The sequence below is a fragment of the Burkholderia sp. LMU1-1-1.1 genome, assembly GCF_040675865.1.
GTDB lineage: Bacteria > Pseudomonadota > Gammaproteobacteria > Burkholderiales > Burkholderiaceae_D > Rugamonas.
Map to the genome: position 1 here is coordinate 158,016 of NZ_JBEGHG010000002.1, position 12,818 is coordinate 170,833.

A 12,818-nucleotide genomic window follows, 5' to 3' on the forward strand; every position below is an offset into this window, starting at 1 on the left:
GGGTCGGTTAAACTACTGCTTCGCGTCAAAAAACGCGACTAATTCAACATCATAGCAAATGGTTAGCCAATGGCAGTAGTGCACAAATCAGTTTTCCTCGGTTACAGCGCCCAGCAGATGTTCGATCTGGTTGCCAACATCGATGACTATCCCAAGTTTCTGCCGTGGTGCAGCGGCGTCGAGATTCGTGAGCGCCGCGACAACGTGGTGGTCGCCAGCATCGGCATCAACTACCATGGCGTCAAGCAAAGCTTCACGACCTCCAACGAGAACACGGCGCCGACGACCATCGAGATGAAGCTGGTCGACGGTCCTTTCAAGTGCCTGGACGGCGTATGGACGTTCAAGGCATTGCGCGAGGATGCCTGCAAGATCGAGCTGGACATGCGCTATGAATTCTCCGGCACCTTGCTGGACAAGCTGGTCGGGCCGGTGTTCGGCATGATCGCCAACAGCATGGTCGACTCCTTCTGCAAACGGGCGGAAACCGTCTATGGCGGCTGAACTGATCAACGTCCAAGTGTGCTACGCCAGCGACGCGGCGCAGTTCCTGCGCGCGTTGCGGGTTCCGGTGGGCACAACGTTGGAGCAGGCCATCGCCGCCAGCGGCGTGCTGGCCGAAGTGCCCGGCATCGACCTGGCCACGATGCAGGTCGGCATCTACGCCAAAAAGAAGCCGCTGGACACGGTGCTGCGCGAGCACGACCGCGTCGAAATCTACCGCCCGCTAATCGCCGATCCCAAGAACGCGCGCCGCCGCCGCAAGCCCTCCGCCTGACAGGGCGGCGGTCACAAGCGATGGGGTCAAGTCTGTCATTCGGACACGAGCCGGACCGCAGAGTGGCTGGGCTCGTGTCCGAATGACAGACTTGACCCTCGTTTGGGGAATTGTGAGGTATGCTTTCAGCTGACTTTGTCAGCGAGGTGTCCCATGGCCGAGATCATCCATCCCTTTTACGAGTCGCATCGCGCTGCGATGGAAGCCGCCATGCTCCATCGCCTCGACCTCGCCGAGCCGATGCTGTACGAGCGTGCGCATCTATCCGATATGGATAGGATTCGGCGCGAGGTGATGGACGAATTCCACATCGTGCTTGCTCAAATACCCTATGTCGGCGGCGCGGCGAGCCGCATGAGCGATTTCTTTATGCGCCTCATGGGCTTTATCGCCATCAGCCGGGTCCTGCGGCGCCACGGCGTGCCGGTGTCCGTGATCGGCGAAATCGAGCGGGAAACCTACAAGGCGCAACTGCTCACCGTGCCCGAGGCGGAACGTCTCGACGCCGGACGTCATTTCATGTCGCTCGAGAACCAGGCTTTGTTGCGCGAGCAGGCCGCGAGAAGCGCGACATATAGCCATCAGAAAGAGTTTCCGGAAGATTTCGTCTACGACTTCGTCGAGCCGGGCCCCGACGACAACTTTGAATTCGGCGTCAACTACCGCGCTTGCGGCTTTTGCAAATTCGCGGGCCGCCATGAAGACAAGGAAATCCTGCCGAATATTTGCGGGCTTGATTTCGTCGCCTATGCCGCGCGGGGCATTCGGTTGGAAAGGACCCAAACGTTGGCAGGCGGAGCGGACCACTGCAACTTTCGATTCTCCCGGCTACGCGGGTAGCGGTCGCAAAGCCGCGGCCTGACAGGCCGCGGGCAAGTCCACGCTTCGTTTGATCCGATGCCGGTCAATGTGGCTTCAATTGAGATAGCTCATACGCCTCGTCGTTGGCAGGAAGACAATGACCGTTCCTACCGTGCGGCGGCCTTATGAACCATCCATATCCCTCGTCAAACCCGCCAGTGCGGATCTCCTCGACAAACAGGTTCAAGCGCGGGCTGGATGTGTCGTTGAATCGGGAAGAGTACCGCGCGCTGTTGCTGATGCTGGCGCATGATACTGGATGCGGTAAGCCGGTCGGCGGTGCCGGTGGCTTGCGAGGCCTTGACTTCGCCGGCAGCATTATTTACTACAATCTTTCATCAGACGGCATGCGGATTCACTTGCTAAGCATCGAGAAAGTGGAGTGGGATGAGCGGGCATCGGTGTTGAACGGAAAGAGCTTGCTACGTGTCGCGTTGTCGGCGGCGACCGGGAGCGCGGTGACGTTGACGGTGCGCAGCGGGTTGAAATGGATATGGAACCTTATAGATTTCTAAGCAGTCCAACAACAAGATACTGATGACAGGAGCTAGCGATGGACGTACAAGCACTCATTGAGGCCATCGAGGAAATGGGCCGGCACCTCCGTGGCGAGATCGAACTGGAAACCGTTGAGTTCATTCCCGAACCGATCAATATGGCCGGCTTGCGCGCATCGACTGGCCTGTCGCAGTCCGACTTCGCCAGTCGTTTCGGCCTTAGCCTGCGCAATATTCGCCGCTGGGAATCGGGCGAGGCCCGCCCCAGCTTTAACGAGGAAACACTGCTGTGGCATATTGCTCAGAATCCCGCGTACGTCGAACGGGAGTTTGCCGAGTATTGCCGCTCACGATCGCAAGTCTCGCGCGCATCCCATAGCATCTAAGCGCCCAGCCTTCGCATGTCGGACGCCGTAGCCATCGACGCCGCGGGCGGCATGCCGCGCGGCGCGGCTGGCTTCAGCTACAATATTGGCTCATTGTAATGACTGCGGAGCCAAATTGATCGAAACACAAACCGCACCACAAATCCTGCACCGGGCCGGCGTCGTATTGCTGGTCGTCGGGGCGGCCGATATCGCCTACCTGATCTGGTGCCTGTCCACCGGCGCCAGCTATTCCTACAGCATGACCATCCCCGCCGTGATCGCCGGCGTGCTGCTGATGCGCGGCAGCCTCAAGGCCGCCAGCGCGCTGATCTGGATCTCCGCCATCCTGCTGCCGATGGCCGTGGCCAGCGGCGCGATGTCGCTGATGCAGCCGCTCGACCTGACCATGACCGAACTGCGGCTGGCGCCGGCGGCCCGTTTCGGCGCCGCGCTGCCGCTGGTGATCTTCTGCGCGCTGTTGTACTGGCTGTTGCAGCAGTTGGGCCGCCAGCCGGTGCAGTCGGCGATCCAGACCACGGGCCGCAAGAAGCCAGCCATCAACGTGGCGCTGACCATCGGCGTGGCGCTGTCGATGCTGGCGCTGACCGGCAAACAGCTTGGGCAGAACAGCGATTTGAAGAACAAGGCGGAGCAGCTGGCGCGGGAAAAGCACGGCGCGCAGTTCCGCTATCACGCGACCAGCATCACGCCGCGCGACGATATGGAAGGCACCTTCGTCGAGGCCAAGGTCCAGGCGTGGAATCAGAACAGCGTCGAGACGGTCGACGTGTTCTGGAAAGAGAAGTGATACAAGAGGCCTGCGGCATCGCGTGAGGCGCGATGCCGCATGCGATACGGCTTAGCGTCCGCTGATGTTGAGCGTGCGTGCGTCCAGCTTCACCTTGACGGTGGCCGCAGGTTTGGCGCCCGCCGATTCGGCCAGCGTGACGATGTACTCGCCGGCGGCGATCTTCCAGGTCTTGCTGGCGCTGTCGTACACGCCCAGCAGGCGCGGATCGATTTTCACTTTGGCCTTGCCGCTGGCGCCGGCCTTCACCGCCACCTTGTCCCAGCCGCCCAAGCGCTTCGGCGCTTCCCAGCCGCCGGCCGCCGGCGACACATATACCTGGCCAACCGCCTTGCCATCGCGCTTGCCGGTGTTCTGCACACTGAAGCTCACGTCGATGCCGGCGCCGTCGGCCGACTTGTTCGCGCTCAGGTCCGCAAAGGAGAAGCTGGTGTACGACAGGCCGTAGCCGAACGGGAACAGCGGCTTGTGGCCCTTCAGGTCGAACCACTTATAGCCGACGGCAGCGCCTTCGATGTTGTAGTCGGTGGTGATCTTCTCGATGATGTTTTCATCCTTGGTCACCGCGTCGCCGTCGAGCACCGGCCGTGGCAATTGCGCCACCGAGGCCGGGAAGGTGGCCGGCAGGCGTCCCGACGGATTGACTTCGCCGGTCAGCACGCGCGCGATCGCCGCGCCGCCGCTGGTGCCCGGATACCAGGCCTCGACCACGGCGCCGACGTTGTTCAGCCAAGGCATGACGACCGGGCCGCCGGTTTGCAGCACCACGATGGTCTTGGCGTTGGCCTTGGCCACCGCCGAAATCAGCGCGTCCTGTTTGTTCGGCAGATTCAGGTCCGGCGCGTCGATGGCTTCGGCCATCCACTGGTTGCCGAACACGATGGCGACATCGCTGGACGCGGCCAGCTTGGCGGCGGCGGCGGCATCCTTGCCGTCGTTGTACACCACTTTGGCGCCGGTGCGCACGCTCAGCTCCTGCATCGGCGACGAGCGGTGGTAGACCATCGGTCCGGGGAAGAAGGCCGGGCCTTCGTTGGCGACCGGCGACAGGCCGACCGGATAGACCTGGGCCGAACCGCCGCCCGACAGCACGCCCACATTCGCGTGGCCGCCGATGATGGCGATGGTGCGCACGTTGGCGCCCAGCGGCAGCAGGTCGTTGCTGTTCTTGAGCAGGACGATGGCTTCTTCCGCGTCCGATTGCGAGATCTTGCCGTTGGCGGCGAAGTCGATGCCGGCGTCGTCGGTGGTCGGCGTGACCACCGGATGCTCGATCAAGCCGTTGGCGAACATGGCGCGCGTGATGCGCTTGACCATGTCGTCCAGGCGCGCCTGCGGCACGTGGCCGTTGACCACCGCCTCCTTCAGCGCCTCGTTGAAGTAGGCAGATTTGTCGAACGGGTGGCCCGATTGCTGATCCAGCCCGTGCATGGCAGCGGGAACGGTGGAATGGGTCGCGCCCCAGTCGGACATCACGTAACCCTTGAAGCCCCAGTCCTGCTTCAGTACCTGGTTGAGCAGGTAGTCGCTTTCGCAGGCATAGGAACCGTTGACGCGGTTGTACGCGCACATCACCGAACCCGGATCGCCGCGTTCCATGGCGATTTGCAGCGCCAGCAGGTCCGACATGCGGCCGGCGGTATCGTCGATCTTGACGTTGATGTTATTGCGGTTGGTCTCCTGGTCGTTGAAGGCGAAGTGCTTCAAGGTCGAGACCATGTGGTTCGACTGGATGCCGCGAATCTGCTCGCCGACCATGACGCCGGCCAGCAGCGGATCTTCGCCGCCGTATTCGAAGTTGCGGCCGTTGCGCGGCTCGCGCAGCAGGTTGACGCCACCGGCCAGCATGATGTTGAAGCCCGTCTTGCGTGCCTCGCTGCCGATCATCGCGCCGCCGGCGAACGCCAGTTCCGGGTTCCAGGTGGCCGTCGTGGCCAGGCCGGAGGGCAGGGAAGTGCGCTGGTACGGTTTTTTCGACGCCGCCTGGGTGGCGACGCCGACGCCGGCGTCGGCCTGCCATTGCGGCGGCAGGCCCAGACGCTCGATGCCTGGAATGAAGCCGGCCGAATCCTTGCGGCCTTCCTTCGGCGCGACGTGTTTTTTGGACTCGAAATCGGTGGAGAAGTAGCCGAACACGGTCTGGATTTTCTCATCCAGCGTCATCGCCTTGACCAGTTGCTCGGCACGGGCGTCCGGCGTCAGCTTTTTATCGAGCCATGGGCGCTTGGCGTCGGCGGCATGGGCCGCTCCGCTTAACGTGGAAGACAGCATGAGGGGATAGACCAGTGCCAGTGACAGCCAGAGACGCTTCTTCATACGATTGCTATGTCCTTATATTTCGATTTATAGGTCGGCGCGCGGGATTAAAACCTCGAGCGCGTATACTCCACCCGCAACGATACCGGTCACGCGCGGTTCAGGCAATCGTTTTCCGTCCAGCGTGACCTGAATTTCGCCGACGTCGGCGCGGCGGATCGACACCTCGAAGCTCGCGTAGCGGAACTGGCGGGTGACCTTGATGCCGTCCCAGTGCTTGGGTAGCTGCGGATTGACCAGCAAACCGTCGGTATCGCCTTTCAAGCCGCAAAGCCCCTCGATGAAGCAGCGGTAGGCCCATGACACGGTGCCGGTGTTGAACAACTGGCTGGAGCGGCCGGCCGTGCGCGGATACTGGTGATACGCGCCACGGTAGTAGTTGGGGATGAACACCGGCAGCTGGCCGCGCTGCAGGTAATCGGCCTCGCTCGGGCCGGGGATCATCTGGCGCAGCAGCTTGTAGGCGCGGTCGCCTTCGCCGATGGTGTACAGACTGTAGATATAGAAGATCGAGGCGTGGTTGTAGACCGCGCCGTTTTCCGCCGAACCGGGGTGCTTTTGGGTCACGCGGCCGACGTCGTCGCGCATGGCGCTGTATGGCGGGGCGAACATCGCCACGCCGTAGGGCGTGTCCAGCTGTTCCTCGACCTGCGCCATCATCGCGGCGCGCTGGCCTGCGTCGGCCGCGCCGCCGAGTATCGCCCAGGCCTGCGGGTTCAGGTAGATGCGGCCTTCCTTGTCCTTGCTGATGCCGAAGGTGACGTTGTCGTCGGTGATGCCGCGCGCGTACCAGTCGCCGTCCCACAGGTGCTCGTTGGCCGCCTGGTTGACCGCCACGGCGCCGGCGCGGAAGTGCTTCGCGCTTTCCGCCAGCGAGGCGTTGGCGGCGCCGCTTTTTTCGCAAATTCCGGCCCACAGGTTCAGCGCGTAGGCGGTGGCCACGGTTAGCCAGCCCGATACGCCGCGTCCCTTGTAGCCGACCATGTTCATTGGATCGCACCAGTCGCCTTGGGCGATGTAGCTCAAGCCGCGTTTGTCGCGCGCCTGCAGCAGCCAGTCCATCGCGCTGCTCATGCGTTCGGAGACGGTGATGGCGACGCCGCTGTCGTGGCCGACCACGTCCTCGTTGAGGATGTCGTAGTCGCCGGTTTCGTCCAGGTACACCTTGAGCGCCACCGGCAGCCACACGCAATGGTCGGTGTGCGGCACCTGGTTGATGTATTTGAGCTCCGCGCCTTCGGCCAGCAGGATCCCGTCCGGCATCGCGCCGCTGGCCTCCTGCTGCGACAGCGCGTGCAGGAAGGCCGCGCGCATCACGCCGGGCTTGATGAAGCTCATGCCCATATTGTCTTGCAGGTAGTTGCGCGTCTGCGGATCGGTGCTGAGGCGATTGACGTCGCCGTGGTAGAACACCTGGCGCGGCAGCCAGTTGTTGACGAAGTTGTCGAGCTCCTTGTCGGGCGTCTCGATGCGCAGGCATCCGCGTCCGCCGGCGATGTAGTCGGCGTAGTCCCTGCGGGCGTTGTCGAAGGCGGCGGCACTCAGGTATTTTTCGCGCATGGCGATGATTTCGGCGTCGTCGAAGGCCGGGCCGAAGATGAAGCGGTAATCCTGCGACTGGCCTTCCGCCAGCGCCAGGCGGTATTGCACCACGGCGGCCGGCGTCTCATAGCGCGCGTCGCCGTTGGCCAGCGATGGCTCCTGGATCGCGCTCGGATAATGCAGGCCGCCTTCGCCCTCGAATGCCTGCTGCTGGACTTCCCACGCCACCGGCGCCTGCTCGCACAGGAAGTAGGTCTTGTCCTTGAAATCCTTCTGCTTGAAGTAGTCGGTGACCTTCTGATACGGCGTCACGCTGCTTGCCACCACGCCGCCCAGGTCGGCGCGATATTCGCCGGACTGGTTCATCCACGACATGTAACCGATCGGGAAGTAGGGGTAGACACTCAGCTTGCGCGCGCGGCCGGACAGATTGGTCACGCGCAGCGACCACAGTTCCACCACGTCGGCGGTCGGAATGCTCAAGGTCAGCTCGATTCTGAGGCCCAGGTGCTCGATGGTCCATTCGATGTCGCTTTTGCCGACCGAGAAATTGAAGCTGTCGACCGGCGTGCGCACCGGCTCATACGGCGCCGAGAACAGCTCGCCCGTTTCCTCGTCCTTGATGTAGAAGAAGCGGCCCGGATGATGGGCGTAGTAGTTCTGCTCCGGTTGCATGAAGGTCTTGGCCTCCAGGTTCGGCGCGTAGGCGTACTTGGCGGGTTCCGGCTGCATGTACTGCGCGACGGCGTAACCACGGCAGGTCACCTGTATCATCATTTTCTGGTTCCACAGGAAGCCGGCGGCGCGCGGCATGGCCGTGGCGCTGGTCAGTTCGAAGCGGTCGCCATTGTGGGTTGGGCGTAGCATGAGACGGTCTCCGTATTAAAGCTGAATATTAAGCTGGGTATTGAGCTGAATTGAATGTGTGGTTATGCGAGTTTTGCTTTGCGCTCTTCGAGCTCCGCCTGGATCTGAACCAGTTTGGTGTTGTCGAGGTTATAGAAGAACATGATCGCGACAGCCAGCGCCGCGAAGGCGGCCGGAATGAAGGACATCAGCCAGACGATGCCGGCCTGCGAGCCGACCGACTGCGCCGCGTTGGCGACATAGCCGAGCTGGGTGAACAGCGATCCGATGACGGCAACCGCGATCGCGGTGCCGAGCTTTTGCGAGAACGTGGCGGCGGCGAAGGTCATCGCGGTGGCGCGGCGGCCGGTGCGCCATTCGTTGTAGTCGGCCGTGTCGGCGTACATCGAGAAGGCCAGCGGCGACTTCGGCCCCAGCGCCAGGCCCATGCCGATCTGCAGCGCGAACATCAACGTGACCTGGTCCTTGGGCACGAAGAAGAAGGCCGATGACAGCACGGCGGTCACGCTCATCAAAATCATCATCAGCTTCTTCTTGTCGATGAAGCGCGTGAGGAAGGGCGTGATCGAGGCGCCGATGGCGGCAGAGATCATATACGCCGGCACGAAGCCCTGCATCAGCTCCGGGCGTCCCACCACATACTTGAAGTAGTAGGCGGCGCTGGTGGTGCGCAGCGTGATGGTGATCATGATGATCAGCGCCAGGAAGAACAGCACGACCCACGGCCGGTTCTGCGACAGGTCGCGGATGTCCTGCGCGACGTTGGATTTTTGCGAGGGCGCCGGCGCGATGCGCTCGCGCGTGTTCAGGAAGGTCAGCACGAACAGGCCGGAGGCGAACACGCTCCATGCCAGCATCGTCAGCTGCCAGCCCAGTTTATCGTCGCCGGCGCCCAGCCACGACACCATCGCCGGCGTGGCGGCGGTGACCAGCGTGCCGCCGGCGAAGGCGAAGATGAAGCGCAGGCCGTTGACGGTGGAGCGTTCCTGCGGATCGGCCGACAGCACGCCGGACAGGGCGTTGTAGGGGATGTTGATGCAGGTGTAGCAGACCATCATCAGCAGGTAGGTCGCGTAGGCCCAGACGATCTTGCCGTCGTGGCCCAGGTCCGGCGTGGTGTAGGTGAGGATGGCCGCGCAGGCCAGCGGCACCGGCACCCAGATCAGGTAGGGACGGAACTTGCCGAAGCGGGTGCTGGTGCGGTCGGCGGCGGCGCCGATCATCGGGTCGGTGAAGGCGTTGATGATTTTGATCGTAAACATCATCGACGCCGCCGCGCCGGCCGAGATGCCGAAGACGTCGGTGTAGTAGATCAGCAGGAAGGTCGCGATATTGGTCCAATAAAAATTGAAGCCCATATCGGCGATGCCGTAGCTGATCTTTTCACGCCAGGTCAGTTGTTTATTCACAGTCGCCTTGTTTTAACGGGACATGACAGTGTAATACCGTCGATTCTTGCACATGTAAAAATAGGCAGTGGAGCCGGAACTCCACTGCCCGAACGGGGCGGAACGCTGGGGCCGTACCTATGCGCGCATGCATAGGCACGGTCCGGCGCGGCGGGAGACGCCACCCCGAGAGAGCTCGGTTTGCGGCCGTCAGCCGGGGGCTGGCGGTGCGAATTTGGCGGTAACCGTGGTAGCGGTAACTGTGGTGGATGTCATCGTGTCTCCTGCTTGTTGGTTTTTAAATGTGTTTGCCAAAATCTCCTGCACCAGTTCGGACGGGTCCTTGTTGATGTCGAGCACGATGCCGGCTTCGTCGGCCTGCAACGGTTCCAGCGACGCCAACTGGCTGTCGAGCAGCGAGGTTGGCATGTAGTGGCCGGGGCGCGCCGCCATGCGCGCGGCGATCAGCTCGCGCGGCCCGTGCAGATGGGCGAAGCGCAGTTGCGGGTCGGCGCCGCGCAGCAGATCGCGGTAGCGGCGCTTCAACGCCGAGCAGGACAGGACCAGGCCGGCGTGGCGGTCGCGCGCGGCGAGGATCTCGGCGTGCAGCGCCTTCAGCCAGTCGGCGCGGTCGCCGTCGGTCAGCGCCATGCCTGCCGACATCTTGGCGACGTTGGCGTACGAGTGATAGGCGTCGCCTTCCAGATAGGGCGCGCCCAGCGCGGTCGCCAATTGCAGCCCGACCGAGCTTTTGCCGCAGCCGCTCACGCCCATGACGACCCAGCGGACCTGCGTTGTTTGATTACTCATAGTGGTAGGTATATGTTAGCGCTAACAGATTATTTGTAGTGTAAGCTTTTGCAGCGATTTGTAAACAAGAATCTATGGTGCGCCGCATCAAGGCGGCGCCCGGCGGGCCTTCCTCAGGCGCTTTCCCGGGCCATCAGCGTGAAGCCCAGGTCGATCTGGCGGTTGGGCGGCGCCTCGCCCTTGATGACCGCGCGCAGCAGGGTGGCCGCCTCGAAGCCGATGCGGTAGCGCGGCGTGCCGATGGTGGTCAGCGACGGATTCATCCACGCCGACGCCGGCAGGTCGTTGAAGCCGCAGATCGCCAGTTGGGTCGGCACGGAGATGCCGCGCCGCTGGCATTGATAGATGGCGCCGTGCGCCAAGTCGTCGTTGCAGCAGAAGATGGCGTCGCAGTCCGGCGCCTGGGCCAGCATGCGCCCCAGCAGCTCCGCCCCCAGCGCGATGGTCGACGGCTCCGCCACCATGACCTCGAGCCGGACGTCGGCCAGGCCGGCTTCGTTCATGGCCTGGCGGTAGCCCTCGGCCCGGCGCAGCGTCCGCTCGTCGAGCTGGGCGCCGATGAAGCCGATGCGTTTGTGGCCCTTGTCGAGCAGATAGCGCGTCATCGCCTGGCCCGCCTGGAACTGGGAGAAGCCCACGGTCAGCTGGGCCGGGTCGGTGGACATGTCCATCATCGACACCACCGGCACGCGCGAATTGGTCAGGATCTGCTGCACGCGGTCGCTGTGCGTCAGGCCCGACAGCAGCATGCCGTCCGGATTCGACTGCAGGTAGGTGCCGATCAGCTTTTCCTCCTCCTGGTCCGAATAGCGGGTGTTGCCGATCAGGATCTGGTAGTCGTCGGCGTCGAGCGCGTCCTGGATGCCGGCCAGCACCTCGGTGAACACGGCGTTCGACAGCGACGGCACCAGCACGGCGATCACCTTTGATTGCGACGAGGCCAGCGCGCGGGCGGCGCGGTTGGGCACGTAGCCCAGTTCGATGACCGCCTTGTCGACCCGGTCGCGCAGCGCCTGCGACACCATGTCCGGCTGGGTGATCGCGCGCGACGCGGTCATCGTCGCCACGCCGGCGTGTTTCGCCACCATCGCCAGGGTGATGCGGCCGCTGGCGCGGCTCCTGCCCGCTTGTGATTTCGTCATCAGTAATACTTATAGTGGTATTGATAGCGATATCATACGGCAGCTTACGACTAAAGGGAGAGGGGGAAAGTGCTTATTGGCAGCCAGCCAACACTTTTTGATTCTTTTTGCCCAATTCGGCGCGCTCCTGGTCGCTCATGATGGTTCGTTCGCCGTTCTTGTCGATATTTGCCAGGCGCATGCCCTGGTCCAGCGCCCGCTGGTTTTGCCGGGCCGCCTCGCAGTTGGCGGCGGCGTCCGCCTTTTGTTGCGCGTCGTCGGCGGTTTTGCGCTCGGCGGCGGCCGCGTCCGCGCGGCGCTTGTTGAAGGCCTGGTTGCGTTCGGCCAGGGTGGGCGCTGCCTTGAGGCCTGCGTTGGCTGGCTGGCTTGTTTCCACCGGGTAGGCGGGCATTGCCGGCGTGTCGGCGGCTTCTGTCGGGAAAGTGTTCGGATTGAAGGCTGGTCGGCCGGGCGCCTTGAGGATGCGTTTAGCGGGAACGCTTGGCGGCGGAGGGCGGTCGGACAGCTGTTTCACGCCATTGTTATCCAGCCACATGTATTGAGCCGGAGCGGTAGGGGCGATACCCGCGAGCAGGAGGCTCAGCAGGACGGCGGACTTGGTGCGTGCGTTCATGGCGGGCTCCACATGGTGACACCATCGATTTCGCCACGAAACAAGCTCAGTGTCAACCTTGATGCCGGCACACCTCATTCACATCACAGCGGACGGAATAAACGCCCGAATCAAGCGGGGCTGAGGGGGCTGGCGTTACCGCGTGCGTGCCGCAGCGGCGTCGGTGGTCGCTTGCGTCATCTGATCGAGTTTTTGCTCCGCGCTGACAAGGGCAGCGCTGATGTCGCGGTCGCTCAAGCGGGTGCGTAGCTGGGATGCCATCTCGGTGGCGCCACTGATCTGAAGCTTTTCGGCAAACAGTGCCCATGCGTAGGATTCGGCGGGATCTGAGGCGGCAAGCCTTGTCGCCAGCGTTAAAGCCGGTTGCGTCGCGCCTGCCATCACGGCGCGCGACAGATATTCCACCGCGAGTTTATTCGACGGGACGCTGCGGTCGAAGCCCGCCTCGGACGCCAGCGCGTCCGGCTCATCCCAATATTGCTGGCCTAATTGAAGTAGCGCATAGATGTCGCCGCGCGAAGCCAGTTCCTTGAGCTTTGTCAGCGGAAGATAATAGTATTCGGCCGGCGTGCCATAGCCGCCCTGCGCCATTCGTTTTTCGCGCGCCTCATACCGCTGTTGAGCCAGTGTGGTGTCAGTGGCGCCAGAACCCGAAAAAGGCGAGCCGCCCGTTTGCATATTGTTCGCGCCGCCGTTGAATTGCGCCATAGTGCTCGTGACCGCAGACTGTGCGGGCGCGATGCGAACCGGTTGCGGGGGGGGCGCCGGTGTGGGGCCTGCGCCAGCGAATACAACATATCCCATAACGGCGAGCGTGGCGCATGCGCC

General features: G+C 63.0%; 13 protein-coding genes. 6 read left to right on the forward strand and 7 right to left on the reverse strand.

What is annotated here, in order from left to right; all coding sequences use genetic code 11:
* Nucleotides 1-69: 69 nt before the first annotated feature.
* The 6 genes from MRBLMU1_RS03110 to MRBLMU1_RS03135 all read left to right on the forward strand — a co-directional run bounded on the left by MRBLMU1_RS03110 (nt 70) and on the right by MRBLMU1_RS03135 (nt 3,312).
* On the forward strand, nt 70-504 hold the full coding sequence (locus MRBLMU1_RS03110; protein WP_363496861.1) for a type II toxin-antitoxin system RatA family toxin: 435 nt from the start codon (nt 70-72) through the stop codon (nt 502-504).
* On the forward strand, nt 494-778 hold the full coding sequence (locus MRBLMU1_RS03115; protein ID WP_363496864.1) for an RnfH family protein: 285 nt from the start codon (nt 494-496) through the stop codon (nt 776-778). The genes MRBLMU1_RS03110 and MRBLMU1_RS03115 overlap by 11 nt, the downstream gene beginning before the upstream one ends.
* A 153-nt stretch (nt 779-931) precedes the next feature.
* On the forward strand, nt 932-1,618 hold the full coding sequence (locus tag MRBLMU1_RS03120; RefSeq protein WP_363496867.1) for an L-2-amino-thiazoline-4-carboxylic acid hydrolase: 687 nt from the start codon (nt 932-934) through the stop codon (nt 1,616-1,618).
* Between the two features lie 146 nt (nt 1,619-1,764).
* Nucleotides 1,765-2,154, forward strand: coding sequence for a hypothetical protein (locus MRBLMU1_RS03125; RefSeq protein ID WP_363496870.1), 390 nt, complete (start codon nt 1,765-1,767; stop codon nt 2,152-2,154).
* A gap of 38 nt (nt 2,155-2,192) precedes the next feature.
* Nucleotides 2,193-2,522, forward strand: coding sequence for a helix-turn-helix domain-containing protein (locus MRBLMU1_RS03130; protein WP_315212977.1), 330 nt, complete (start codon nt 2,193-2,195; stop codon nt 2,520-2,522).
* Nucleotides 2,523-2,637: 115 nt separating this feature from the next.
* Complete coding sequence (locus MRBLMU1_RS03135; RefSeq protein ID WP_363496874.1) at nt 2,638-3,312, forward strand: hypothetical protein; 675 nt, start codon at nt 2,638-2,640, stop codon at nt 3,310-3,312.
* A gap of 51 nt (nt 3,313-3,363) precedes the next feature.
* On the opposite strand, the gene MRBLMU1_RS03140 is transcribed toward MRBLMU1_RS03135, so the two are convergent.
* The 7 genes from MRBLMU1_RS03140 to MRBLMU1_RS03170 all read right to left on the reverse strand — a co-directional run bounded on the left by MRBLMU1_RS03140 (nt 3,364) and on the right by MRBLMU1_RS03170 (nt 12,698).
* Entirely contained in the window at nt 3,364-5,628 is a 2,265-nt protein-coding gene (locus tag MRBLMU1_RS03140; RefSeq protein ID WP_363496877.1) for a glycoside hydrolase family 3 C-terminal domain-containing protein, read from the reverse strand.
* A 27-nt stretch (nt 5,629-5,655) separates the two neighbouring features.
* Nucleotides 5,656-8,037 (reverse strand): GH36-type glycosyl hydrolase domain-containing protein, encoded by a 2,382-nt coding sequence (locus MRBLMU1_RS03145; protein WP_363496880.1) that lies wholly within the window; start codon nt 8,035-8,037, stop codon nt 5,656-5,658.
* 62 nt (nt 8,038-8,099) lie between these two features.
* A complete protein-coding gene (locus MRBLMU1_RS03150; RefSeq protein ID WP_363496883.1) occupies nt 8,100-9,446 on the reverse strand; it encodes an MFS transporter in 1,347 nt (448 codons plus the stop codon).
* A 189-nt stretch (nt 9,447-9,635) separates the two neighbouring features.
* Nucleotides 9,636-10,235, reverse strand: coding sequence for a gluconokinase (locus tag MRBLMU1_RS03155; RefSeq protein ID WP_363496886.1), 600 nt, complete (start codon nt 10,233-10,235; stop codon nt 9,636-9,638).
* A 113-nt stretch (nt 10,236-10,348) separates the two neighbouring features.
* Complete coding sequence (locus MRBLMU1_RS03160) at nt 10,349-11,377, reverse strand: LacI family DNA-binding transcriptional regulator (RefSeq protein WP_363496889.1); 1,029 nt, start codon at nt 11,375-11,377, stop codon at nt 10,349-10,351.
* A 73-nt stretch (nt 11,378-11,450) separates the two neighbouring features.
* Nucleotides 11,451-11,990 (reverse strand): DUF4124 domain-containing protein, encoded by a 540-nt coding sequence (locus MRBLMU1_RS03165; RefSeq protein ID WP_363496892.1) that lies wholly within the window; start codon nt 11,988-11,990, stop codon nt 11,451-11,453.
* Between the two features lie 135 nt (nt 11,991-12,125).
* Complete coding sequence (locus MRBLMU1_RS03170; protein ID WP_363496895.1) at nt 12,126-12,698, reverse strand: hypothetical protein; 573 nt, start codon at nt 12,696-12,698, stop codon at nt 12,126-12,128.
* Between the last annotated feature and the right edge of the window lie 120 nt (nt 12,699-12,818).